The following is a 26107-nucleotide window of genomic DNA, read 5'->3' as shown; positions in this document are numbered from 1 at the left end:
CTATGCTTTCTGCCATCGGGATTGACTGGGGTCGCCGATCAGGAATGACGGCAATGGCCGTCGGAACTCTCGCTGTCGCAGATTCCGGAACGTCCACCACGTTGCAGAGAGGATGTCCCGCGGCAGGCTAAGCGTAGCGACCTTGACGGCCAACACGGGATTCCGCTGGAACAGCAGCGAGAGGACCGATGCAAAATACCGCAAATGGCCGCCCGTCAGCGCTCTGCGGAGCAGCCACCTTGCGTAGTTGCTGATTCCACGATCGAGCAAGGCGATCCGATCGGGATGCCGAGCCGCCATCTCGTCGGCAACCAACATCCAGGAGCGGAACATCCGCGTCATGTCGCTGGACATGTTGTTCGGCAAATAGCGGTAGCCGATCTCATATGCAGGAACCACCGCGAAGTGGTAGGTCTCAGCAACGCGGCAATAGAACAGCAGATCCTCGCAGCCCTGCGCACCGGATGCGCGGAGACCACTTTCGAATCCGCGCGCCGCAATCAGGGCTTCCCTCCGGACCATTGCCGCGCTTCCGTTGCCGATGAAGTTGCCCTCGAACAGATAGTCAAGCACCTCGCCGGCGTGAAACACCGGATCGCATTTCACGCTGACGCGGCTCTTGGCATCGATCCAGGCATACCAGCTGTAGACGAGGCCGGTCCGCTCTCCTCCGTCAATCATCGCCTGGAGCTGCCGTTCGATCTTGCCGGGCGCCCACAGATCATCGGCGTCGATGAATGCGATGAATTCAGCGTGCGCAGCCTGCCATCCGGCATTGCGAGCGGCCGCCACACCGGCGTTGTCCTGCTTGATGATCGCAATGCGCGGATCACGATCCGCATGCCGCTGCGCCACCACGAGCGTGTCGTCGGTGGAACCATCGTCCACCACGATGATCTCGAGCTGCTCATGCGACTGCGACCTGACGCTGCGAAGCGTCTCGTCGATGGTGGCCTCAGCGTTGAACGCTGGAATAACGACACTGACCAGGCACGTACTTGTACTCATTGATACTGCTCCAAGCAGTGCACGAATGCGTCCAGACTATGGTCGCCCCTCACCTCGATGCGCGGAAGGTCGAGCAAATCGTCCTGCAAGCCGGCGGCCCGCTCGACCGTGTTGAATACAGCCTTATAGCCGCACTCCGCGGCGAGGATTCGAAACCGCTGATCGGTGCATCCAAATGGAGCGGCAAGCGACGAGGTGGGCCGCTCCAGCCAGGTCTCGAGCTGGATGCGGGACCGCAGCAGTTCCTCGGCAAGCTCTGCACTTGAAAGCCTGTCGGTTCGAGGATGGCGCGCAAGATGGCTGCCGAACATCGCGCCTTCGCCGGCAAGCGCGATGATCCTGTCGGCATCCATCAGCGGCGCCGGCGTTCCGAATGACGCATCCCACTCAGCCCGCGCACCAACCAGATCGGTGACGATGAACACTTCCGCGGAGAGATCGTTGGATTTCAGCACCGGCCAGGCCTGCTCGGCAAAATCCAGATACCCGTCGTCGAAGGTGATCAGCAGCGGCCTGCCCTCAAAGGGGTGGTTGTTGGCGACAAACCAGGCCAACTGCTCCGAGTTGATCGTGTGGTAGCCATTTCTTCGCAACCACAACATCTGCTCCGCAAAGTCATCCGGATTGACGCGATAGCGCGCAAGCTGCTCCGGTCCATCGGCTGCAATGCGATGGTACATCAAGACCGGAACGTGCGAGCGTCGCTCCGATTGCCGGACGTCCGATCGCCGCTTGACGGCGCCGTTCCTCACGACAAATCGCGCAACCTCCCGTTCGATCGGCGCATCAATTTGCGCAGCCCTCACCTGCGGATCAGGCTTGACCTCGCCAGGTGCTAGGCGTCTGTAGCGATCGAGGCGATAGAGTTCGGTCTGTATCGACGCCTCTAGCGCAAGCTCTGGCAACTCTGCCATCACCCGCGCAATCGTCTCGGCCCCGTACGGGCTTTCCCAATCGAACCCGGTGCGAGACGTATCGTCCTGCAAGACGTAACTGTGCGCCGTGATGAGATGGCCACCGGGGCGCAAGGCCCGCGCGATTCCTCGCGCAACACGCTGCAGTTCGGTTTGGTCATCCAGGTAGTAAAGCACCTCGGAGCAACAGACGAGATCCATAGCATCGGGGAGCCGGTCAGCCGACAGATCAAGCTTGACGAAATCCACATTCCGGATGTCGCTGCATCGCAAGCGAGCCCGATCGAGCGCGGTCGATGAAATATCGGACGCCAGGAGGTGACCAACCCTGGACGCCAGTTGCCGGCTGAAATGCCCTTCTGCGCAGGCCAACTCGATCGCACGTTCCGGCCGCGCAGCAGGCAACAAGTCCAGTTGCCGACGGTACTTCTCCTGCTCATAGGGCGAGCCGTAGTTCCAAGGGTCTTCTGTTTCGAAGAACCTGTCCCAGAACAACGCCCGTCCAAGGTCGCGCGGGCCTTCTTCAAGAGCGTGACTGTGGCCGATGCCCGGCACCGGCTCGCTCAATGCAGGCCGCGATGCGACTTCGTTCGACATGCGCTCTTGCAGCACCCGCAGTCGATGCTCGTGGCTGTCCGGCCCGCTCCGCACGAGTTGACCAACTCGCTTGATCAACTTGGTGGGCCAGCCGAGGTCTCGGAGTCGCCAATTCCAGCCCGCCGGAATAGGCAGGTGAGCGAGATGCCCGCGGACCAGCGTCACCCAGAATTCGCGATCCACCGCTCCGAGCAATCCGACATCGAGCAAGGCCAGCACCTGCGGTCCATCGCAGACATAGACGTAGAGCCGGTCCACATCTTGGGGCGGACAGAACGCGGGCAGCTGCCGAAGATCGACACGGAGGCCCATTGTCAGGGCAAGCTGCCGCGGCGCCGAGAGGTCGTCGTAGTCGAGCAGCGTGCGCTCGAACCGATACTGGATCCTTCGGGCCTCTGCCGGATCATTCCAGGCTTGTCCGATTGCAGTGATCAGCTCGGTCACATGCGCGCCGAACTCCTGCCAGCGACGGGCCAATCTCGCGGGCGTTGCGCGGGCCCCCACCGAGATCGAGTCCAGCAGGCAAAACGCGATCTGATCCGCAGCGGTGACCAATTGCGGTATGTCGCCAAGCACGTCCCGGGAAAGGCGGTTCTCGTTGCCGCGAGCACAATCGATGCCGCGGCACCACAACGCAAAATAGGAATGCGCCGACGCCTGTGACCTGTCGAAAGCGACGCATGCGCCGTTCCGATGCTCTTCCGCCGGATTCGCGACCCGTTCATCGACAGAAAATCCACGAGCGATAACCGCCGTCCCGTCGGACAGCATTTGCCTGACATCCCCGGACAGGGAATGTTCGCTCGACCAATAATAGGCGAGCAACTCGTCGACATGAATCCAGTTGCCGCCAGTTCGCGCGATACGCTGCCAGAGATCCCATTCCTCGCAGGTGCGAAGATTGGCGTCAAAGCCACCAACCCCCACGACTGCGCTTCTTTTGACCAGAACGCCGTGAACCGCGACGGGACAACTGCGCGCGAACGCTTCGAAGGGATTGGCCGCAACCACTGCGTTGCGATAGCGAGGCCTTTGGCCGCCGTCAGGCATCACGCGGCAATGATCGCAGCAGGCGGCGATCGCTGAAGGATTTTCATCCAACGCCGCGTTCATCTTCTCCAGGAATTGCGCGTCGATCCAGTCGTCGCTGTCGAGGAACAGAAGCCGCTCACCGCTTGCGCTGGACAGGCCGACATTGCGCGCCGTCGATACACCTCGCCCGTCTGACTTGAGCAGAACGAAGCGCGTGTCCCGCGCGACGTATCCGGCAACGATCGCTGGCGTTGCGTCGACGGATCCGTCATCAACGATCAGCGCTTCCCATCCCGGATCGGTCTGCGCCAACACGCTTTCGAGCGTCCTGGCGATGGTCTTCTCGGCATCGCGCGCGGGGATGACGATCGAGCTGCGTGAACCGGTCACCATTCGCACTTCCCCTTGCTGTGGTAGAAGCGGAATCCTGACACGCAGCCGGCGATCTCCTCCTTGAGAAAGCGGTCGTCAATGCGCTTGCGTCCGATGGCCCTGCGAAGCAGCCGGTAGGAGTACCATGTCGGAAGGTACAAGTAAGCGCGCACCCGGTTCCCCTGGAGCGCCGTGCGCTCATACTGGACCAGGAGCGCCGCGACGTGGCCCCGCATGTAGTAGTAGATCTGGCTCGCGAGCCCTTCCATCGTCCGCCGGTGCGAATGGAACGCCACCGAGGAAGGCGCGTAGCGGCACGTGTAGCCACTTGCGAGCAGGCGGTACCAATATTCCGAATCACCGGAGCATCCCGCCTGACCGACATCGAGACGTTCGTCGAACAAGCCGATCCGTTCAAACACGTCGCGACGGAATGCCATGCTGGCCCCGGCACCGATTTCCCACGCCGGGAATGCATCCCTGCGATGTGACTTGAAGCTTGAACTGTCGAAGTCCCGCTCCCGGTAACCCTTGCCAAACCCCCAATAGGTTTCAAAGTGCCGCTGCGCCTCGGTTGCGAGTTCGGCCGGAAGGACAAGCCCGGTCACGGCCGCCACCTGCGGCTGATCGAATGCGGCCACCAGGTGCTCCAGCCAACGGGGGTGAAGCACGACGTCGTCGTCGGTGAAGGCCACGATGTCGCCGGTTGCGCGAAGCACGCCGGTATTGCGGGCGATATCGAGCCCGGGCCGATCTTCGCGTACGTAGACCACTCCCGCGGCCAGCGCGACATCGCGCGTGCGCTGGTCGCGTGATGCGTTATCGACCACGATGATCTCACGCGGCCGAAAGGTTTGTCGCGGCAATGACGCAAGGCATGCGGCGAGCTCTTCCGGCCGGTCCCGCGTACAGATGACCACGCTCGCCGAGACAGTCGGTTGGACCTGCCTTTGCGACTCGTCCCCGATAGAGGTGAGAAAGTCGGCATCGATGTGATCAATCCGCGAGCCGATCTGCAGTCCCTCACGCATCAGGATGTGGCCGATCGGACGGTCGCCCAGCCAGAACACGGTCATGCCCTCGCCCAATCCCGTTCCGGCGATGTCCGCGGGCGACATCACCGCTACGTGCGTGACCCCCTCGCCTGGCGGCAGGTCTGCGAAAGAAGGGAGCATGGCCGTTTCGCTGCTGGGTCAGACCGGCGGNCCCGCCACTCAAGTGCAGTTTCGATAATGAAGTCGATATTGGATTGCTGCGGCCGCCAGCCGAGCTCTCGCTCGGCCTTCGCGAACGATGCGACGAGCCTGGCCGGATCGCCGGCCCGGCGCGCGCCATGGCGCACGACCGGCTCGCTTCCGGCGACCCGTTTCACCGCCTCGATCAATTCGAGCACGCTGGTGCCGACGCCGGTCCCCAGGTTGAACACATGTGTGCCTCCCCGCTCGACCAGCATTTCGCCTGCGAGAACGTGAGCGCGCGCCAGATCGTTGACGTGGATGTAATCCCTGATGGCACTGCCGTCCGCCGTCGGAAAATCCGTGCCGAGGATTGTAAATGGCCGATCGGTTCGGCGTGCGGCCTCGATCGCAAGCGGGATGGCGTGCGTTTCGGGATCATGTCGCTCGCCGATTTCCCCGTTGGGATCGGCGCCGGCGGCGTTGAAATAGCGCAAGGACACCGACGCCATTCCATAGGCCGCGCCGAAATCCTCCAGCATTCGCTCGATGATCACTTTCGACCAGCCATAGGGATTGATCGGCGCTTGCGGATGGCTCTCATCGATCGGGATGTGCTGCGGGACGCCGTAGCTGGCACAGGTGCTGGAGAACAGGATGTTGCGGCACCCCGTTGCGCGCATCCCGTTCAGCAGCGCAAGCGTGCCGGCAGTGTTGTTCTCGTAGTAGATCGCCGGGTTCTCAACCGACTCGCCGACGTAGGCGAACGCTGCGAAATGTGCGACCAGATCCGGCTCATACGTCTCGATCGCGCTCCGCACGGCGAGTGAATCGCGAACGTCGCACTCCACCAGCGGTCCCCAACGCACCGCGTCGCGCCATCCGCGCGACAGGTTGTCGAGCACCACGACGTTCCAGCCGGCTCTGGCGAACGCCTTGCAGCAGTGAGAGCCGACATATCCCGCGCCACCGGTGACAAGTACCGTCCGGGTCATGCGGCCACTCCGGCGCCGCAACCGGCGAGCTTGCCGATGCAACAGCTGATCGGCCCCGTGAGGCGTTGACGCGACTGCGCGCACTGCGACCTCGACAGGCCTTCGTGCTCGTCCATGACGACGGCATGGCCTTCGGAAACTGGGAGCGCGGTGAAACTCGATAGTCTGATTTGTCGCCGAAACAGGATTGGCCTCACTCCTCGCGCAATTCTCTCTTTCAAAGTGACTGGGCAGTATTTCCAGGTACGTACAAAGGTATCGATTCAGAATACGGCTTCTTCGCGATGAGATACTAGCAGCGCACGCTACCGTGCACTGCGGACACACCGGTTCCACTATCGTGGATCTATGACGCGCAGATTATGCAGGCTGCGGGCAACGTCGTCGGCACGTCCACCAAAGTTCCATTGGATTGTTACGATAACCGCCAGCGCTACCTGCCGCATCGCAGAACATAGATATGCTCCTCGGTGAGCACAACGCCCGCGGTTGCGGCAGACGTGATCGCGACGCGAAGTTCAGCCAAGCGGCGACAATGTGGCCGCGTACGCGCCATGGGTTCCGTCAAATCAACGTGTAAGCCAAACGACGGTCGGCACGCGCTCGTGCGGTTCCAGCCAATGGTGACGTCATCCGTTCGTCACGGGAGATTAAGGCTTGTGTTCCGCAACCTCGTCAGAGGGATAGTAGCGCGCCTTGCGTGCCTCGGACAAAACTTCTCCGGTCGCCGATTTTGCCTGCGCCGTCCACTGGTACACGCCCGGATTGCACGGAGCGAAAGTTCGGAAGGTTCCAGCAGGTAAAATGCCGTTCCGGGGCAGCGGGAGTTCCTCTCCGCCCATTTCCCTGACGCCTTGAGTCAGCGTCAGCGACACGCTTTTCGCGCCTGCGGGAACATTCTCAAGATGAAATTCCGGATTCGGGAAGAGCGAGACGCAGCCTTTCTCCCCCGCCCAGGAGAAATCCAGCGTCATCGGATCCGCAAGAGCTGCAGTGCATCCTGCAAGCCATCCAGCCACGGCGATAGCAACGAACCTAGATGACATAGGACCCCCAAAGGATCGATCTACTGGAAGAGCACACTGCACGCGTCGCCTTCTGTCCGGCCGCACGATGACAGCAGAAGATAATGTGCAGACGCGAACGCAGCATGAAGGCATCGTCGCGTAGGCACTGCTTATGTGGCCGCTTTGAGGCAACAACGCACACCTCGACGACTTTTGAGCGCGCCGTGTGATGGTCCTCGTCGCTGCCACCACTTGGCACCGATTTTGAATTCTCACCGACACAAGATTTTCTTACTCGTCGAATAGAAGCCGCGATCATGCCTCACTCAGCTGTTGTCCAATATTCGAGCAGAGTGCCTCCGAAACATGAAGTCTGCGGCCGCATCAAGTGGCGCTGCGTTCAACAAGGTTCGAAATTGAGGATAATGCAAATCGACGACCAACTACTTCGATCCATCGACGCACGGCGAACGATCGCACCTCGTGAACATTTCCGTGACGGTCATGTACCGGTTGCGGGATTGGCGGTGCGGTTGTGAAGATCTTCGTGCACGACTACGCAGGGCACCCGTTTCAGGTTGATCTCAGCCGCGAACTGGCATTGCGCGGACATGAAGTCAGCCACGCCTACTTTCACGGCGATCTCGGCCCAAAAGGCAAGCTGGAGAGATCGTCTGCCGATCCCGCCCACCTCTCCTTTACCGGCGTCAAGCTGTCGCGCCCCTACGACAAGGCGTCCTTCGTGCGCCGCCGATTCGACGACGTCGCCTACGGCAAGGAAGTTGCAAAGCTGGTGCAGTCGGACAAACCGGACGTTGTAATCTCCGGAAATACACCAACGGAAGCCCAGTCGGCGATCGTCAACGCCTGCAAGCAGACCGGGTCGAAGTTCGTGTTCTGGGTTCAGGACTTCTACAGCGTGGCGGTATCGCAGCTATTGCGCAAGAAGCTGGGGCCGCCCGGTGCCATGATCGGAGCCTATTACCGATTTCTCGAGCGACGCCAGTTTCAGAGCTCCGATGCGGTCGTCGTCATCACGAACGCTTTCTCGCCGCTCGCGAGCAAATGGACCGGCACTGAGGACAACGTCTTTGTGATCGAGAACTGGGGCGCGCTGAACGATATCGCGCCTCATCCGAAGGACAACGCCTGGGCCCGCCGCCACGGACTGAATAACTCGTTCAACTTTCTCTATTCGGGTACGCTCGGGCTGAAGCACAATCCGGACCTGCTGGTGCAGCTCGCCAAGATGGTGAAGGGACGCGCCAATGTCGTGACCGTCAGCCAGGGCGTCGGCGTCACGCATCTCGAGCAGGCCAAGGCTGAGCTGGGACTGGACAATCTCATCCTGCTGCCGCTGCAACCCTTTGCGGATCTCCCGATGGTGCTCGCCACCTCCGACGTCGCCGTTGCGACCATCGAACCGGAGGCGGGAATATTCTCTGTGCCCTCAAAGGTGCAATCCTATTTCTGCGCCGGGCGTCCCGTGCTGCTTGCAGCGCCGCAGGAAAATCTCGCTTCCGACGTAGTTCGCCGCAATGGCGCCGGATTGGTCGTTGATCCCGTCGACCAGGCGGCCTTCCTGAAGGCTGCGCTGCGGCTTCTCGACGACGAAGCCATGAGAGCAGATGCAGCCGCCAAAGCGAGGTCATTTGCACTCGAAAACTACGACATCAAATCGGTAACGGACCGATTTGAGACAGTATTTGACTATGCAATCGGTTCGAAAACTGCGGAAAGGAAAATCTAATGGCGACGAAGAACATGCCTACCGCCCTCGTCTGCGGCGCGGGTGGCTTCATTGGCGGACACCTGGTCAAGCGGCTCAAGCGCGAGGGCTTCTGGGTCCGCGGTGTCGACCTGAAATTTCCACCGTTTGCGGAAACCGAGGCTGATGATTTCGTGGTTGGCGATCTTCGCGACCAGAATTTCTGCAGACAGATCACCGATCGCAAGTTCGACGAGGTGTATCAGCTCGCCGCCGACATGGGCGGCGCAGGCTATATCTTCACGGGCGAACATGATGCCGACGTGATGCACAATTCGGCGACCATCAACCTCAACATGCTCGATGCCTGCCAGAAGCGGAACGTGCGCGGCATGTTCTATTCGTCGTCGGCCTGCATGTATCCGGAGCATAACCAGAAGGATCCCGACAATCCGAACTGCGCGGAAGATTCGGCCTATCCGGCGGCGCCCGACAGCGAATATGGCTGGGAGAAGCTGTTTTCGGAGAGATTATATCTCGCCTACAACCGCAACCACGGAATGCGGAACCGCGTCGCGCGCTATCACAACATCTTCGGGCCCGAGGGCACCTGGGAGGGAGGCAAGGAGAAGGCGCCCGCCGCGGTGTGCCGCAAGGTCGCCCAGGCCTCCAACCATGGCGAGGTCGAGATCTGGGGCGACGGCACGCAGACCCGCTCGTTCCTCTATATCGACGAGTGCCTGGAAGGCACCATACGCCTGACCCGGTCGGAATTCGAAGGTCCGGTCAATGTCGGGTCGGAGGAGATGGTCACGATCAACCAGCTTGTCGATCTCGTATCCGACATCGCCGGCAAGAAGGTGATCAAGAAACACATTCCCGGTCCGCTCGGCGTCCGCGGCCGTAACTCGGACAACCGCCTGATCGGGCAGAAGCTCGGCTGGAAACCGTCCGCGACGCTGCGCTCCGGTCTCGAGAAGACCTATGAATGGATCGATCGCCAGATCCGCAGCAACACCAGGGCAGCGGCCTGACGGACGGCCCGGTCAAGGCCAACCCGGAACTCTTGCAACACTGCCGGTCGCGAAGTCGCGGCCGGCGCGTCGCGGATCATCGAGGGAATACGAGAATTCGGACTCCGGCCTCTCCGCCATTAACGAGGGCAGAGCCGGACAGCGATGCCGGCCTGTAGACGACCCCGACGATATCGCGGTCACCCCTCCCCGCCCGGCGACGTACGCAGGACCTGATTGTGGATGCTGATCCAACCAGAGAGATCGACGTATCGATCGTGATCTGCACGCGCAATCGTGCGGGCCGCCTGTCGGGGACGCTGGGCGCGTTGCGGGCGTTGCACACCGATCACGCTTACGAGGTGATCTGGGTCGACAACGCGTCGACCGACGATACGGCCGCCGTACTGCGGCGTGCATTCACCGACGACCCGGTTTCGAGATACGTTCTCGGCGAGCGGATCGGTCTCGGTGCTGCCCGCAATCTCGGCTGGGAAAACGCGCGCGGCAGGATCGTCGCCTTCACTGACGACGACTGCTATCCTTCGCCCGACTATGTCGACGCGATCTTCGCTGCCTTTACCGACCATCCCGGAGCGGGCGTGGTCGGAGGCCGCATCCTTCTCCACAATCCGGACCACGCCAGGATCACGATCGAGGAAAGCGAAGCACCGCGTGTCTACCCGAAGCGGACCTTTGTCAGGGCCGGCACGCTGCAAGGCGCCAATCTCGCGTTTCGGCGCGAGGCTCTGCAGGCGATCGGCGGTATCGATCCCGATCTCGGCGCGGGCACGCGCTTTCCTTGCGAGGACATTGATGCGGTGACCGCGGTACTGTGGGCGGGCTTCGACGCCTGCTTCGACCCTCGCCCGACCGTGGCGCACGATCACGGCCGCGTCGATGCGGACGTGCCCGCGCTGCTCAGCTCATATGATCGCGGCCGCGGCAGCTTTTACGCCAAGTACATCCTGCGGTCCGATACTCGCACGACCTTCATCCTGCGCTGGCTCAGCTCGACCTGGCGCCGGCGCGACTGGCAGGGACTTCGCACGCTGCGGACCGAGTTGTGCACGGCGGGCCAATACGCGATCGCGAAACGCAGGTTTGGCGCGCTCGTGCTGGCCGTCCCGCTGGGCCTTGCCGCGCTGGCCGTACAGTCCCTCGTCTCCTTTGGCTTCTCGTCCGGACGTCGCCTTTGGGAAACAAAGAGCCGGTGACGCCGAGGATGCGCGCAACGCGAAGGACGCTGCTCAAGGGCTCGGTCGGACTCGCATTGACGACCATCGGTCCGCTCACCGTCGTCGACACTGCGGCCGCAGCTAATGGCGCCTTGTCATTCGGCGACGCCATCATCAGCGTGGTGGATACGACGATCCGATCCACCGAGCTCTGGGCGGAAGTGCCGGTCAAGCTCAACGCGCCGACCGCCTGCACGATCGTGCTGGAATACGAGACGCTCAACGGCAACGGAACGATCGGGGCGGTGCCGGGCGCAGCGGCGGCCGGTGCAGACTTCGTCCTGGCTCGTGGCTTCCTGATCTTTCAGCCTGGCGAGCAGGTCAAACTGGTGAAGATCCGCCTTGTGCGGCCGCTTGAGGCGGGCAAGTCAATTGTCGTCCAGATATCGGACTTCGGATATCCGCTGTTCGGTCTTGCGCACACCGCCGGCGAGGTGCGATCGAGCGAGCAACCTTCGATCACGGCCTCCTATGCCAATGACGACATCCCGCTGCCGCCGCTGCCTTCGCACGGCTCCGAGGTATTTTCCGATCGCCTGCTCGATCGCGATTTCGCCAGCGACAGCGGATTTTCGCCCAACGGCGCGCCGTGCTGGCAGAGTCGTCTTGCCACCGGACGCCGCCAGGACGGCAACAAGGAGTTGGGCTATTACGCCGACCCGGCGCTCAATCCGGAAACGACGGTGTGGGGAATAGATCCGGCGACGGGCTGCCGCTTCATCCAGGCCGAGCATCACGAGAACGGGCTATCGGATGGTCAGGGCGGCAAGCTGATGCCGGGCTGGCGGAAAGAAACGCCGTTCCGATTTTCATCTGCGTTGTTGACGTCGCGAACACTGTTCAACCGCATCACCTTCAACAGCTACGTCGAGTTCAATGTCAGATTGGCGAGGATCCCAGGTAGCTGGCCCGGGCTATGGCTGTTGCCTGTCGAACCCGGCTGGCCGCCCGAGATCGACGTCATCGAGGCCTACATCACTGCATCGCCGCAGTATCGGGACGACGTCATCTTCTCGAGCATCCACTGGAAGGGCGAGAGGGGCCCCGACGCCCGCGGCGCGGCGGTGCCGCTCGGCCTGGTGGAAGAAGGCGCCGACCTTTTCTCCCGGTTCAACCGCTTCGGCTGCCTGATCGGGAAGCAACAGATCGTCTACTACCTCAACGACAAGCCCTATTGCGCCATGCCGAACCTGGTCGGCGCCGGGCCCTGGTACATGCTGATGGATGTTGCCGTCGGTGGCCCGGCGGACGAGCCGAGTGATCCCGCTGCTTTTCCCGCCAGAATGCATATCGCCGGCGTCAAGGTCATCCAGTTCTGAAGGTTGTCGAGATCAAGACGCGATGCATCAGGCGATCAACGATCGAAATCCCGGCGAATCTGGTCAGCCGATTCCTCCAGCTTCGCGACGGCTCTCGCCAGCGCGATGTCGGAGCTGAGCACCGGCTCCATCTCGCTCAGCCGCCGCAAGCCGCGCGCGGCAGCATAGGGCAGCGTGTCATTGGCCGCTCCGACAGCCAGTTGAACCAGCCGGTTCTTGCTCGACATCCAGTTGCCGTCCCTGCCCGTCTTGGAAACCCAGAGGTCGTGCAACGTCGCAGGAAAGGTCGGGTAAGGCCTGAGATTGATCTTGAGAGCGCCGGCCCAGTCCGACCATTTGAATCGATGAGATCGGTGGAATGGCAGAACCGGCACCCACGGCACCCGTAGCGCATCGGCCACGATGGCGCCGTGCATCGCCTCGGTGATGACCGTGTTCGAGGCAAGAATCATCTCGAGGACCCGATCGACCGGCCAACGCGGATCGATCAGTTCGATGTCGGCCAATTCACAGGCCCTGGGCCAGTTGCCGTTCAACAGGCTCTGCCAATGCGGGATGTAGCTGAACTTGAAGCGCTTGGGGACCTGTTTCCGGAAGTGACGATTGACCAGCACGGCGGCATCGGCCGCGACCAGCCGCTCGTCGAGTCCAAGTGCTTGCGCGGTCAGCGGTCCACGCACGCAATAGAACTTCCATCGCTCGTCGAGCTGGGGCGCCGCGGTGTACTGCCCGAATCCCGATCCGAACACCACTTTCAGCGACTGCTGAGGATGATGGTCGAACAGCACGGACCCAATCGCAAGGAACAGGGTCAGCTCGTCTTCGTCGAAGAAGCGCGGGAAGACCTTCGGCATGAGCACATTGTTCAGATCGTCACCGAAATTCGGCGCGGTGCTCTGATAGTAGTAGAGCTTCATGATCGCGCCTGACGCATCATGGTCGAATAATATTGCACGGCTCCTCCAAACAACGGACCCACGGCGGCACGCTTCCTGATCTGTCTGCGGATATCCCGCGCGATCTCTACGACGGTCGCAGGGGCATGCGCCGTCAAGAGATGCTTGGCGTACACCGCGCCGGCGCCGATATCGTAATAGTGCCCGCGAACGAACGCCGCGTCATCAAAGCGGCCGTGATCGTGGGCCACGGTTGGGCCCGGGAAATACCCGCCGGTCCAGCCGGCGTATGATGCCCTGACGGCGACTTCCCATTCCTCGCCGGCAAACGGCGTGCCGGCCCCAAAACGGTCGTCGAACATCCCGGCATCGGTCAAGCACTGACGCCTGAATGCCATGTTGGACCCCTGCACGAATCCTCGCTGCACAAAAGTGGACGATGCCAGAATTTGTGTCGTGGTGCTGGTGTTGCAACCAAGCGGAGATTGCCGTGCGTCATACGGCAGGATTCGCCCCGAGCCGAAGCCCAACCGGGGATCCTGCGCGAATACCGTTCTCCAGGCGGATGCAAATTCGCGATCAGGGTAGCAATCATCGTCGATGAAGAGGATGATCTCGCCTGATGACGCCGTAATCCCGGTATTTCGACCGGCCGAATTGCCCGGCTTGGTCTCCAGGATGGCACGCCACAGCGTTGGGTTGGACCTGCAGAACTCCTGCATGACCCCGAAAGTGCCATCCGTTGAGCCGTTGTCGACCAGCACAACCTCGACGGCATCAGCGCCGTCCATCGACCGGATATGGTCCAGACATTTTCCGACGGTCCTCATTCCATTTCGAGAGCACAGGACCAACGTTATTGCAACTTCATGCATTCTATTCGCTCAAGCCTTGGTCAGGTTCGAGAACGGGACATCTGACGCAGTGAATGTCAGGCAACATTATGGCCACCGAGCCAAGTGGTGCAATCAATGTATTCAACCAGGCGTAGATTCCACTCCGCGAGGCCCCCGCGCCTTCGATCCGATCGATCCGGCGAGCAACCTCACGACATCCATGGTCTGATCCCTGGCGATCACCAGCATCGTCGCGACGTATGACACCGCTCCGACAGCAATGCTGATACTCAGCGCAGCAATCGGCGGAAGTTCGGGAAGAACATGTCGGGTGGCGGCAATGACCGCGACCATGACCACGCTGGAGCCCGCCGGCCCGACGAAGACCCGCAGATATTCCGACACCGGTTCCGACAAGAGCCGAGAGGTCTTGACCACGGCAACCGGCCATCGGGCGATGGTTGCGATCAGGACGGTCGCCAGCAGCATGGTCACACCGAACCTCGACATCAGCACAAGGATGCCCAGCGTGACTATTCCGGCGGCAAGCTGGTAATAAAACCACCAATGCGCGTGCCCGCGGCTGTTGATGAGGCTGCCCTGGATCACACCGATGCAGGCCATCAAGCCCAGGCCGCAATACAGCCGGATCGGATCGACCGTATCGATCCAGCGAGGTCCGAATACGACGGGAACCGCGAGGTCCGCCACCATCGCAAAGCCGATGAAGACCGGAAATGACAACGCCGATGACAGAAATGTCGCAACCAGGAACCCCTTCCTGACCCGATCCACATTCTCCTGGATGGATGAAAACAACGGATGGGCCACTGCTCCGATCGGCGTCGCAAGGACGTTGAGGATCATTTGGAACAGGTTCCGGGAAAAAGCATAGATGCCCGTCTGATGCGGCCCCAAATAGAGACCGACGATTGCCGGATCCGCCTGTGTCGTCAGGGCCTGCATGGCGCGCGTTCCCGATGAGAACGCGCCGTAACGCGCGAGCGATTTGAGCGCGTCCAAGCTGATCCGGAACTTCGGCCGCCAGCCTGCCCCCCACATCGCGGCGACGGCCGCAGTGACGGATGATGACAGCTGCGCGATGAGGAGCGCCCACACACCGTAGCCGGCGACGAGCAGGAGCACAGTCAACGCGGCCGAGACCAACGTGGCGAGCAATGTCCGGCCGGCGATCAATTCAAAAGACATTTTTCGCGTGATGATGGCCTGCGGAACGATGCCGGCGGCATCCGCGAACAACCTGAGCCCTGCGACGGGCAGCAGCACGGCAACCCAATCCGAGCCGAGCATTCGGCTGAACGGCCCGCTGCAGATCGCAAGCACGGCATACGCGACGAGCGCGCAGATCGATGCCGCCCAGAACGTGGAATCAAGATGGATATCGTCGATCGACGACCTCTGAACGATCGCCTCGGCAAAACCCGTCGGCAACAGCACCGCGAGCAATGCGACCAGACTGCCGGCAAGCGCGACGACGCCAAACTCGGCGGGGCCGAGATAGCGCGACGTCACCAGGAATACGAGGAAGCCTGCGAGCGATGGTATGACCGAATTGACGCTCGACCAGAACACGCCCCGGATCGCGCGAACGGCGTGTGTACGATTGCCAGGCTCGGTGCCTACCATGTGCAGTGCTCTTCCCAGCTCGTGATGCTTCCGACGCAATAGCCGACGGCCGCGGTGAATGTATGGAACCGTGCAGCGACTTTCCCGCATGCGACCGATCGCCCTGCGGGCAGCTTCCGATGTCCATGCAACTCGATTGCCATCAGATGGTCCCGGAAAGGAGATCAGCCGGACGCGCGTCCGGCCCGGGCGGCGTGACCCGTCCACCGCCAATCAGCCGAGGAGACCACTGGCAAGCTATCAGACCTGCACATGCAAGAGGTACGCCTGCCCTTCGCGATCACGGTGCGGATCAAGTATCGGCCCTCAACCAGCTCCGAAATGCGACCAAATTGTAGCCGAACATGCCGCGTGCGACACGATCTGCTTCCCGCGGGTCACAATTGCGCGCGGTTTCCCGGCCATCAAAAGCAGCAATGCGACGAGAGCGTGTCACATACGCGCGTTCCGTTGCCGGATCATGACTGCAAGCTGATCGGCGACCGCTGCGTCGGTGACCTTGCGACAAAACAGCAGTTCGCCCGAGCCGTAGATACCATCAATCCTCAAATATGGATTGGCGCGGAACATCGTGATGTGACGCTCGCCGATCTCCGACGGATTTGCGCCGCCCCCGCTCCAGTCGGAATAGGTGATGCTGCGCCGCATGTTCGAGCGAAACGGCGAATTCGCAAGGATGGTCTGAAACACCATCTCATCCGGCACATGGGTGTTCTCGTAAAACCTCATGAACTTCGGATGATCCGCGGTGAATTTCTGGATGTAGACACAGGCGTCACGCGTCAGTGCCCACCATTGGTTACCGGCATGGGGGACCAGCTCGCCAAAGCACTTCCTGTAATCGCGCGTCATCGGCATGAGGCCGAGCCCGCCGAGCAGCCTGCGGCCCTTGGCGACCCACCAGCCAACCGGTCCGGGGCGGCCCTTGTAGCGTGTCAGGCGTGACAACGGCTTCGCGGCGGCCGCCGACGGCATCGCGACCGAATCGATGAATTCAATGCCGTTGTTTTCACGAAAGAAATTCTCGATCTCGTCGACCGAACGTAACGGATAATCCGCTCCGCTGATCAACACCAGATACTCGTAACGGCTCGGCGCGGCCAACGCCGCGTCCATGAGCACGAGGGCCGCCCTGATCAACGAATAGTCGCCCCAATGAATCGGAATTCGGTTGGCCACGAAATGTGCGCGGGAACCGACGGCACGCCGGAACGGACCGAGGTCCGAATGTGCATCGATATGCACAAACACCTCCGTGGACGGAGATTGGAGTTCACCAACCAGCCGGGCAAGCTGCTCCGGCTGCCTGTGGGCTAGAATGAGATATGCAACATTCATCTCTTGATCGTCCCGATATGGTCACGCGATCGCGTGCCGAGCGCTGTGGGTTCAGTGACGAAGTCAGAACGTTGGTGGGCCGAGCCCGAAAAATCGCAATGAGTGTTGCTAGTTCCGCAACCTGATCTCGCAATAGGCAGTTCACTGCTTCAAACGAAGCTCACGCATAACGCCGCAACGTCGACGGGGATCCCGCAGTCCCTATTGAGGGCCATCGACTGCAGGGCGCCCTGCACCAAGCGCATGTGTGACGCGGTCGGTTCCGCGGAAGGAAAAAGCAGACTCTGGAACAATTTGCTCAAGAAGCAGACAAGACCGCTTCGCGACCTATTCACCCGCCGACTGAGCCACGGAGACCGGCGAAGGTGCCTCCCGCAACGGCCGACCCGCACCTCTCCGCGCGGCCGCGAACACCGTGAGAAACTGCGAACGCAGCCAACGCGTCAACGGCCGCTCCACCTTGAAGTAGACAGCAAATCCCACCAGCAGCGAGATCGTCGCAGCAAGAACTGCGAATGACGCAAACTGCACCATGCCTTCCAGGGGCAATCGAAGAAACAGGCGGCGAACGACGAAGAGCGTCAGCGCATGCGTGAGATAGATCGAATAGCTCGCATCCCCGAGCAGCCGCAGCCAGCCTATGTCGCGAATCCTGAATGATCGTTCGGCCGCGACCGCACCCAGCATGATCAGTGCTGCGCACAACCCGTTCTGCAGGAACAAATACGGAAGCCGCACGATATGCGCCGCGATCAGCGCCAGAAACCCTATCGGCAAGAGCAGCCAGACGTTCGGATTCTTCCCGTTCAGGAACAACCATCCCAGCACGATGCCGGCCGCGAACTCCAGCATCAGGGGGTGCGTATACATCAAGAGCGGGTGCGAGTAGGCGTGAAAGATCGATTCATCGGTCGAGACAAAGAGCCCCAAGCCAACAAGAAATGAGATCAGGCACAACGAGATCAGCAGCGGTTTGCGAAAGAAAAGGCCAATCGCAAAGATCAGATAGAAGAACATCTCAAAATAAAGGGTCCAGCCCGGATTGAGCACCGGCCAGATGGTGCCGGGAAAGACCGAGCTGTGGTGCGGAACGAACATTGCGGAAAGCATCACGTCGTTCACGAGCGCGAAGCCCGGCTTGGCTCCTCCGGACAGCAGAAGCAGGGTCGCCGCACAGAGCGTCAGGATCCAATAAAGCGGCGCGACCCGAATGACCCGCAATCCGGCGAAGACTGCCGGCGTTTCAACCCGCGACGAAACGTACATCACCACGCCACTGATGATGAAAAAGATATCAACTCCGGCCTCGCCCATATCGAAGTGTTCGAGCGGGTTGTAGAGATTCGGCCACGGATTTCTGATGTGGTGCAGGACCACCATCACAGACGCCACGCCGCGCAGATACTGGATGGTCAATAGCTGCTTGGAGGATTTTTGGTCCAGCGCCGTTCCAGGAGTCATCTGCCGTCACATCAAAAAAGAGGGAGAAGAAATTGTGCTGAGCCGATCAGCAGATAGCGGATTGTTCCGAACGTGATTCAGGGAGCGTCACGACGGCACCGCTCCCCCTTGCACACGCAAGAGGCACTTCGCTTCACAGCTTTGCCACAAACCTCTCGCTGAGAGTTCATCTGAACTTGCTGCTATGCATCTACCAGGCCAACGGGACATGCTACGTTGGCGAGACAATCGCGCGCTGCGCAGCATCAGAGCCCACGACGTCCATGCGAGACAATTCATGTTGACCTTCATCATACCGGTTCGTCATCCGGCAAACTCCAAGAACTGGGACGCTCTCAAGGCGCGGCTCGCGCAAACCATAACATCGATCTCGGGTCAGAATAGTGACCGCTGGCAAGCCATCATTGTGGCGAATGATGGCGCAGATCTGCCAGCGCTGCCGAAAGGCTTCTCTGTCGAACGCGTCGATTTTGAGCCAAACCCGAAACATGAGCGCGGCGTGACCGACGATGTCGAGCTTTTCCGCGACTTCTTCCGCATCGACAAGGGACGTCGCGTGCGCGCGGGGATGCTGGCTGCACAGAACGCGACTTTCTTCATGATTGTCGACGATGACGATTTCGTCAGTTCCCGGCTGGCCGATTACGTGGCCCGGCATCCCGACGAAAACGGCTGGTATATCGACCGCGGCTACATGTGGAGCGAAGGCAATTTGCTGCTGGGAGCCATTTCAAAATTCTTCATGCTCTGCGGCACATCCCACATCATCAATGCCCGGCTCTACGATATCGAGAGGCTCAAGAGGAACGACGCGGACGACTACCTGAAGCGCATGCTCGGCAGCCATATCGCCGTCGCTCAGGAGCTTGCCGCGGCGGGAAGCCCGCTCAAAGCGCTCCCTTTCTTCGGCGCGATCTACCGGGTCGGACATCCGGGAGCCCACAGCAATTCCTCGGGGCTGATCGCGACCTTCTTCAAGAAGGCGACGCTCGCCAATCCGCTCCGTTTCCTCAAGACCGCACTGTCGCTCAGGCTCCTGACACCGAAGCTGCGACGCGAGTTTTTCGGAGCCGAGCGCGCCTAGCAAACAGGCCATGCCGCCGCTTGCCGGCGGCATGGATGAAAGCACGGTGAGCCTGAGGCCGCCTCACAGCTTCAGTGCGCTTGCGCCTGCACATCCAGGTTTAGCAGCTTGCACACTGTCGCCTTCGCGGGCTGGACGACATCCGTGCTGCATGTCACCGGGCTGGACAACGTCTCTTGTGCACCCTTGCCGTTGGGCACCTGAGCGGACAGTCGGCCGAACAGAATGTAGTTTCCGGGGCGCTGGATGGCGGGCAGGGAGGCCACCGCAATGGTGGAACCGTCGGCCCGTTTCTTGTCGGACTCGACCTGCAGCTTGGCGTCGGCCGACGACACGATAGACCCATTCGACTTGTCGTAGACCGTCACCTGAAGCGTCCGGTTCGACGGATAGTCGGCCGGGACCTTGAGCGGAATTTCGACGTTGAGCTTGTCGCTGGTGCTTAGCGCCAGGACGCCCGCATTGGGCTGCTTGCCCGCGACCACTTTGTTGACGGCAAGGAACGCCGGCTTCGCCATGTCATTAAGTGGAGCAGAGTAGCCGAATTGCTTCGGATCCGGCGTCTGTTGGCTCGGCCCGCATTGCCGGCCGCCGCGATCGGAGGTCGTGTACTGACACACGCGAACATAATCGACCTTGAAGGTCTGCGGAAACGCCGCCTCATCGATGCCGTGCCGTCCTGCCCATTTGCTGCCGCCGACGGCGAAGTTAAGATCGACATGCGCGGGCGGTCCAAGTTTCCCGTCGCTGCGCAACCATTGGTAGTTGCGCGTATAAATCAGCTTGCCATCCCAGAACATCGAAATCTTGTCGGGCGCCCACACAAAGCCGGCGGTGTGCCAGCCCTGATTGAGGTCCTCGCTTGCATACATGTTCTGGAACTTGAGCTCGAAGGAGCGGTCGACATAGGTGTATTGCCGCGGGTCAAAAGGCCCCACCACATTCGAATGCAACGAATTCGCCTTATCCTCGACGCCGTTGATGACATATTCGAAGATGTCGATCTCCGGCGGATGCCAGGTCTTGCCGTCGACGTCGTAGTCGGCCTCGAGCCAGAACGCCGGCCAGATTCCCTTTGCGTTGGGCAGGAACACACGCGCTTCATAATAGCCGTAGTAGAATGTTCGATGACTGCGGATCATCGCGGATTCGTACAGGCTGGGCGAGCCCGGCATCTTCTTCGCGATCAGATTGAGCACGCCATCCGCCACCACGTGACCATCGCGATAGCGCTCATTTTCATCGTTGAAGTGGTCCATCGTCTCGTTTGAATAAAGATAGCGCGTGGCCCATTTGTTGCGATCGAGCTTGTCGCCGTTGAACTCGTCTGAAAACACCAGTTCCCATCCCGCCGCGTGCGCTGGCGTTGGCGCCGCTGTCTGGGCTGCTGTCAGCAACACCAGTATCGGGAGAGCACGTTTAGCAATCTCGGTGAGGTTCATTCAGCGAGCCTTCTGACTGATCGTTGTGCGATTTCGATGACAAAGCCTTCGCCTTCATCGACGAGCGGCGGCCAAGTTGACAGCCCTGCATCGGTAAGACAGGTTAGCCTTGCACTCCAAGGTTACCAACGATCGACATTCACATCGACGAATTGGACGAAGACGTGACCTGGGATAAAATACATCAGGCTTGTCGATGATGTGATCGGGCTGCCGAATTTGTGTCCGAAGGATGACGAAATTTGCGGCAACGTCACTCGTGATATGCAGGCGGCAAATCAACCGTGAGAGGGTTCGTGGGAACCGACGCTAACATACCGGCCTTCGTCATCAATCTCGATCGCGACATCGAGCGATGGCAGGATATCTCGAGTGCGCTGACGCGGCTCGGAGTCCCCTACGAACGAATCCCCGCGATCAACGCCAAGAACCGGATGACGCTCATTCGCCGGGTGATCCGTCGCGATTTCCACTTTGCGCCGGCCGATCGCCCGATGAAGGCCGGCGAAATCGGCTGCTACCTCTCGCATGTCGCCGCGCTGAAACGCATCGTGCGCAAGAATCTGCCGATGGCGATCATCTTCGAGGACGATGCGGCTTTCGACGAACGGTTTCCGCAATTCTACAAGCACGACCTGGCGCGCTTTCTGACGAAGAGCGACATCGTGAAGTTCGAAGGTATTCACTATGCACACACGTCCAAATCGGGCGTTTCGCTGATCAAGGGCGAAGCGGCCCAACTCGTCGTGCCCTTGAAGCCGGCGCTCGGATCTGCCGCCTACGCCGTCACCCGGAAGGGCGCCATAGGGCTGATCAAGGCGCTATCGGTCACCGACCGGCCGTTGGACCACAAGCTGGTCTATTACGACCGGCACGGAATCGATTTTGCCGAGACACTGCCGTTCCTCGTCAGCCAGGCGGCCTACGAAAGCAGCATCGAGCTGCGTAATCTCGACGCACCTCCGCTGCAGCCCGCGGAACGGCTTCGTCGTGGGGTTGCCTCAGTCGGTCGTGGCGCGAAGCGGATCGCCTATGTCGCAAGACTACTGGTCAAGCGGCGCCTGCTCGGCGCGAAATCTCCCTCTGCGGCGTGATCACGAGCCGCCGTTGCGCAGCGTCGGCATCGCCATTCCGTTCTGAGCTTCCTTTCGAGATCGAGCGATGAAGAAGATTCTATGGATCGTCGGCCGCATCCCCTCGCCGCTCTTCAGCGGCGATGCACTCTATTCCGCGGGGATACTCACTGCGCTGTCGAGAACCGGACAAACCGACGTCACGGTGGTGGGCTCGCGGCGCGAGAACCCGCCGGTCGAAGACCGTCTGCTCCGACTGCCGCATACTGTCTTTCCCGAGGCACCATGGCCGCGGCGGCTCGGCGTTCTGAGCTTGCTGACATCGTTGCCGAGAGACGCCTACAGCCTCGCACCGCCCTCGATCGGCACGACACTCGCTGAGCTCCTGGACCAGCGCTGGGACTGGATCGTGTTCGATCACGCGCGCTCCGCCGCGCTGCTGCCGATGGTTTTGCAGAAACGGAAGCAGGCCTCGATCTGCTATCTGGCGCATAACGCCGAGGGCAAGATCAGACCTGCGATCGCGCAGGACTTCGCCAACCCCGTGCGCCGCTCTCTGATGCGCTGGGATGCTGAAAAGTACCGGCGACTGGAGCAACGCATCGTCGACGCCGCCGACAGCGTTATCTGCATCACCGATGCCGACGCGGCCTATTTCGCGCGACCCGGCAAGACCACCTTCGTGGTGCCGCCGATCTATCTCGGAGCGGCCACGCCGAGCGATCAGATCGAGCCAACCCGGCCGAAGTCCATCCTGCTGCTTGGCTCGTTCGAATGGGTCGCAAAGCAACGCAATCTCGAGCACATCGTCAGCACAATACTGCCGGCTCTGAAGAGCCAAGGCATTACCCTGGATGTGGTCGGAAACGTTCCCGAGGACATCAAGGCGCGTTACGCCCATGAGCGGCTGAACTTGGTGTTCCATGGTCCGGTGGCCGATCTCTCGAGCGTGCTTGCGCGATCGCGCGGCGGGCTCGTTGCGGAGACGCTCGGCGGAGGGTTCAAGCTGAAGCTGTTGGACTACGCCTTCGCGCGACTCCCCATATTCGGGCTTCGCGCGGCGGTCGACGGCACCACCGCCGAGGAACAATCGGCGATGTACCTCGCCGACACCATGGATGGCCTCGCAAAAGCCATCATCGGCGGGATCGACGACCTGGCTGGCCTCAACCGGAACCAGGCCAAGCTGTTCGAACTGATGTCGAACCGCTTCGGGCTCGAGCAGGGAACCAAGCGCCTGCATGATATCCTGGTCGAGAAGGCTGACGCGGCGGCATGACTGGAACCGAGTTCGGTCGATACAAATTGCCGAATTGTGCTAAGCGTGACCTCGATCCACCCAGGCAAACGTCACGATGACTTATGAGATTCCCATGGCGGCGCCGGCTGCGGCCGTGCGTTCACAGCCGGCATCATCGGGCACCGAACTCAGCAAGTCGGGCCGACGGGCCGTATGGGCGTCGATCATCTCCGTTCTGTTCCTGTCGCAGATCGCCTACAACATCAACACCTTCCCGGCTTCGACCGACCTCCTCTGCTATGCCGCGGTGACGGCGTATTTGCTGATCAGCGGCTTCGCTTCGATCGAGTTCGTATCGCTGGCGCTGTTCTTCGTCGCGCTGGTGTTCGCCTGCTTCGGAACGGTCACTGCGACGTCGTCGACGTCGTGGACGTCGCTGATGCTGCTTTTCGTTCTCTATGCGCCGTTTTCCATTCGGCTGAAGGGTGCGCCGGAGGAGGTCCACGAATACATCCTGTCCGCCTACGTCTCAGCAGCAACCGTCATCGCCTGCATTGCGCTCGTGCAGATCGTGCTCGTCAACGCTACCAAGTCGACGATGCTGACCAACATCTATTTCAACCTGCCCGAAGCCATTCGCGGTGCCGGACACTATACCTTTCTTCGCGAGGGCGGCGGCATCATCAAGCCAAACGGCTTCTTCCTCCGCGAGTCGGCAGATCTTTCGCTTATCGTGGCGCTGGCCCTGATCATCGAGTTCGGGTCGAAAGCGAGGCTGCGCACCATGGGCATTCTTGCCGCAGGACTGCTTTGCTCGCTGTCCGGCTCCGGCCTGCTCGCGATCACCGCGGGATTCTTGCTGCCGCGATCAGTGCTTCGCATCCCACTCTTCATTGTCTATCTGGTCGGCCTGGTCCTGGCGCTGTACCTGCTCTACAGCCTCGACATTCCCGGCCTGGACCTGTGGTTCGACCGCCTCTCCGAGTTTTCGACGCCGAATACCAGCGCCTATGCGCGCTTCGTCGCGCCGATGCAAATGATCGGACACAGCTTCGACAACGGCCCCCTCGCCACCTGGTTCGGCAACGGCGCAGGCAGCTATCTCAGGGATGTCCAGCTCTACCATATGGACTATGAGGTCAATGACCCGACCTGGGCAAAGCTCATCTATGAATACGGCATATTCGGGTTTGTCCTGATCTTTGCGATTCTCCTGCAACGATTGTATTCGAGCCGGCTGCGCGTCGAGATCTGCAACTTTCTGCTGTTCAGCTGGATCAGCATCGGCGTCGTGCTCAAGCCGAGCTTTGCGCTGATCGTCTGGCTGCTGACACTGGTCTCGGCGCAGCGACCAGCCGGACGCGTAAAATCGTGAGCGGACTGCCTCTCGACCAGCCTTGTGCAGCGTCGGTTGCACGCTCTTCACATCACCGTCACAATCGAATGCGCGCCTGATCGTCGCGCGGGTTCAACCGCGCCGCAAAAACGACGCATAGCGTCCTCACGAACACCGAAGTCCGCCGGAATCGTGGAAGCAGCGGACGCCATGAGAACCGGCGGACGTGCTTCGTACCGCCGACGCCCGAAATGCGATGGACTGATGGCCGTGCATGGACGTTGCGCGGATTCGTCAGGGACGCCCTTTAGGCAGCGGTGATCACTACGGGAGACAGCGTTGCCCAGGCTTCTCTCCATCCAATATTTGAGAGCGTTCGCGGCCTTCGGGGTCGTCATTTTCCACGCGCAGGGCCTCACCTATGGCAAGGCGCTCGTCATCGGCAGCGCCGGCGTGGACATATTCTTTGTCGTCAGCGGGTTCGTCATGTGGACCGTGTCCACGTACCGACCGCAGACGCCGGCGGCGTTCATGGTGAACCGCATCGTCCGGATCGTCCCGATGTACTGGCTCGTGACGCTGTTGTTCGTTACCGCCGCAATTGTCTTTCCAGCGCTGTTTCCGCGGCTGGTCGTCAGCGCAACGCACACGCTCGCGTCCCTCTTCTTTATTCCGATGCGATCGCCGAGCAACGGCGAGATCTGGCCGGTCGTGGTGCCGGGATGGACCCTGAATTGCGAGATGTTCTTCTACGCCATTTTCGCCCTGGCACTCTTCCTCGACAGCAGCAGGCGACTGGTCTTCCTGGGCGTGACGTTCTTCGTTCTGATCCTGGTGGGTCGCCTCTACACCGGCGACAATCCGTCGATCACGTTCTACACCGATCCGATCATGCTCGAGTTCCCGGCCGGGATTCTGCTGGGCCGCGCCTTTGAGCAGAAGCGCCTGCCGCAGATCGGCTGGGGTTATGTCTCGCTGGCGGTCGGCCTGCTGCTGTTTGCCGCGTCAGCCTGGCTCGAGGTGACCTCGCCGCGCGTGGTGGTGTGGGGCATCCCGGCATTTCTGATCGTGGCCGGCGCCGTCATCATCGAAAAGAACCGCAGCGTCCCGCTCGTTCCGGCTGTCGCCCTGCTCGGCGATGCCTCATACTCGATCTATCTGACGCATACGCTTACGATTTCCGCGATCGGAAAGTTCAAGGCGCACTTCAATCCGACGACGTTCTTCATCGCCAGCCTGATGCTGTCGGGCTTGATCGGCGTTGCGGCATGGCGGCTGGCCGAGCGCCCGTTCGCGGAGTTTCTGAAGCCGCGTCCCGGGGTGCGGCAACCGCATTTCGCCGAATGAACGATATCTGGTAGTGAACGATATCTGGT

At 61.0% G+C, this 26107-nt stretch carries 20 protein-coding genes; 9 read left to right on the top strand and 11 right to left on the bottom strand.

Annotated elements, in window-relative coordinates; all coding sequences use genetic code 11:
* From AS156_RS09755 to AS156_RS09735, 5 genes are all read right to left on the bottom strand, one after another.
* Positions 1 to 1008 carry a glycosyltransferase family 2 protein gene (locus tag AS156_RS09755; RefSeq protein WP_066503243.1) on the bottom strand — a complete coding sequence of 336 codons (1008 nt, stop codon included), beginning with the start codon at positions 1006 to 1008 and terminating at the stop codon, positions 1 to 3.
* Positions 1005 to 3944, bottom strand: a complete 2940-nt coding sequence (locus tag AS156_RS09750; RefSeq protein ID WP_082747408.1) for a trifunctional glycosyltransferase/class I SAM-dependent methyltransferase/polysaccharide deacetylase — start codon at positions 3942 to 3944, stop codon at positions 1005 to 1007. Before AS156_RS09750 ends, AS156_RS09755 begins: the two co-directional genes overlap by 4 nt.
* Positions 3938 to 5098: a glycosyltransferase family 2 protein gene (locus tag AS156_RS09745; RefSeq protein WP_201456019.1), complete on the bottom strand. Its 1161-nt coding sequence runs from the start codon at positions 5096 to 5098 to the stop codon at positions 3938 to 3940. Before AS156_RS09745 ends, AS156_RS09750 begins: the two co-directional genes overlap by 7 nt.
* Positions 5099 to 5129: 31 nt before the next feature.
* Positions 5130 to 6093, bottom strand: a 964-nt coding sequence (galE, locus tag AS156_RS09740; protein ID WP_245312675.1) for a UDP-glucose 4-epimerase GalE, incomplete at its 3' end; no start/stop codon positions are given.
* A gap of 650 nt (positions 6094 to 6743) precedes the next feature.
* Positions 6744 to 7067 (bottom strand): hypothetical protein, encoded by a 324-nt coding sequence (locus AS156_RS09735; RefSeq protein WP_066503238.1) that lies wholly within the window; start codon positions 7065 to 7067, stop codon positions 6744 to 6746.
* A gap of 580 nt (positions 7068 to 7647) precedes the next feature.
* Between AS156_RS09735 and AS156_RS09730 the strand changes: the two genes are divergently transcribed.
* The 4 genes from AS156_RS09730 to AS156_RS09715 all read left to right on the top strand — a co-directional run bounded on the left by AS156_RS09730 (position 7648) and on the right by AS156_RS09715 (position 12378).
* Positions 7648 to 8850 carry a glycosyltransferase family 4 protein gene (locus AS156_RS09730; RefSeq protein ID WP_201456018.1) on the top strand — a complete coding sequence of 401 codons (1203 nt, stop codon included), beginning with the start codon at positions 7648 to 7650 and terminating at the stop codon, positions 8848 to 8850.
* Positions 8850 to 9842, top strand: coding sequence for an NAD-dependent epimerase/dehydratase family protein (locus AS156_RS09725; protein ID WP_245312674.1), 993 nt, complete (start codon positions 8850 to 8852; stop codon positions 9840 to 9842). Before AS156_RS09730 ends, AS156_RS09725 begins: the two co-directional genes overlap by 1 nt.
* Positions 9843 to 10060: 218 nt before the next feature.
* Positions 10061 to 11038, top strand: a complete 978-nt coding sequence (locus AS156_RS09720; RefSeq protein WP_066503235.1) for a glycosyltransferase family 2 protein — start codon at positions 10061 to 10063, stop codon at positions 11036 to 11038.
* 8 nt (positions 11039 to 11046) lie between these two features.
* A complete protein-coding gene (locus tag AS156_RS09715) occupies positions 11047 to 12378 on the top strand; it encodes a glycoside hydrolase family 16 protein (protein WP_066503234.1) in 1332 nt (443 codons plus the stop codon).
* A 35-nt stretch (positions 12379 to 12413) separates the two neighbouring features.
* Here the strand turns inward: AS156_RS09715 and AS156_RS09710 are convergent, their stop codons facing one another.
* The 5 genes from AS156_RS09710 to AS156_RS09690 form a co-directional block, all read right to left on the bottom strand.
* On the bottom strand, positions 12414 to 13295 hold the full coding sequence (locus AS156_RS09710; RefSeq protein WP_066503233.1) for a polysaccharide pyruvyl transferase family protein: 882 nt from the start codon (positions 13293 to 13295) through the stop codon (positions 12414 to 12416).
* Entirely contained in the window at positions 13292 to 14149 is an 858-nt protein-coding gene (locus AS156_RS09705; protein WP_082747406.1) for a glycosyltransferase family 2 protein, read from the bottom strand. The genes AS156_RS09710 and AS156_RS09705 overlap by 4 nt, the downstream gene beginning before the upstream one ends.
* A gap of 102 nt (positions 14150 to 14251) precedes the next feature.
* Positions 14252 to 15757, bottom strand: coding sequence for a lipopolysaccharide biosynthesis protein (locus AS156_RS09700; RefSeq protein WP_066503230.1), 1506 nt, complete (start codon positions 15755 to 15757; stop codon positions 14252 to 14254).
* 432 nt (positions 15758 to 16189) lie between these two features.
* Complete coding sequence (locus AS156_RS09695; protein WP_066503228.1) at positions 16190 to 17095, bottom strand: beta-1,6-N-acetylglucosaminyltransferase; 906 nt, start codon at positions 17093 to 17095, stop codon at positions 16190 to 16192.
* 327 nt (positions 17096 to 17422) lie between these two features.
* Complete coding sequence (locus tag AS156_RS09690; RefSeq protein WP_066503224.1) at positions 17423 to 18556, bottom strand: acyltransferase family protein; 1134 nt, start codon at positions 18554 to 18556, stop codon at positions 17423 to 17425.
* Between the two features lie 277 nt (positions 18557 to 18833).
* On the opposite strand from AS156_RS09690, the gene AS156_RS09685 reads away from it, so the two are divergent.
* Entirely contained in the window at positions 18834 to 19640 is an 807-nt protein-coding gene (locus tag AS156_RS09685; protein ID WP_066503223.1) for a galactosyl transferase, read from the top strand.
* A 71-nt stretch (positions 19641 to 19711) separates the two neighbouring features.
* On the opposite strand, the gene AS156_RS09680 is transcribed toward AS156_RS09685, so the two are convergent.
* A complete protein-coding gene (locus tag AS156_RS09680) occupies positions 19712 to 21082 on the bottom strand; it encodes a glycoside hydrolase family 16 protein (RefSeq protein ID WP_082747404.1) in 1371 nt (456 codons plus the stop codon).
* 296 nt (positions 21083 to 21378) lie between these two features.
* Here AS156_RS09680 and AS156_RS09675 point away from each other — a divergent pair, with 296 nt between their 5' ends.
* The 4 genes from AS156_RS09675 to AS156_RS09660 all read left to right on the top strand — a co-directional run bounded on the left by AS156_RS09675 (position 21379) and on the right by AS156_RS09660 (position 26078).
* Positions 21379 to 22176, top strand: a complete 798-nt coding sequence (locus AS156_RS09675; protein ID WP_066503219.1) for a glycosyltransferase family 25 protein — start codon at positions 21379 to 21381, stop codon at positions 22174 to 22176.
* Positions 22177 to 22243: 67 nt separating this feature from the next.
* Positions 22244 to 23434: a glycosyltransferase gene (locus AS156_RS09670; protein WP_066503217.1), complete on the top strand. Its 1191-nt coding sequence runs from the start codon at positions 22244 to 22246 to the stop codon at positions 23432 to 23434.
* A gap of 94 nt (positions 23435 to 23528) precedes the next feature.
* On the top strand, positions 23529 to 24770 hold the full coding sequence (locus AS156_RS09665; protein ID WP_066503215.1) for a hypothetical protein: 1242 nt from the start codon (positions 23529 to 23531) through the stop codon (positions 24768 to 24770).
* Between the two features lie 300 nt (positions 24771 to 25070).
* The gene (locus tag AS156_RS09660; RefSeq protein ID WP_066503214.1) at positions 25071 to 26078 is read left to right on the top strand and encodes an acyltransferase family protein; all 1008 of its coding nucleotides are present in this window, start codon (positions 25071 to 25073) and stop codon (positions 26076 to 26078) included.
* Positions 26079 to 26107: the final 29 nt, after the last annotated feature.

Source organism: Bradyrhizobium macuxiense (assembly GCF_001542415.1).
GTDB lineage: Bacteria > Pseudomonadota > Alphaproteobacteria > Rhizobiales > Xanthobacteraceae > Bradyrhizobium > Bradyrhizobium macuxiense.
This window is presented reverse-complemented; position numbering and strand designations above follow the sequence as displayed.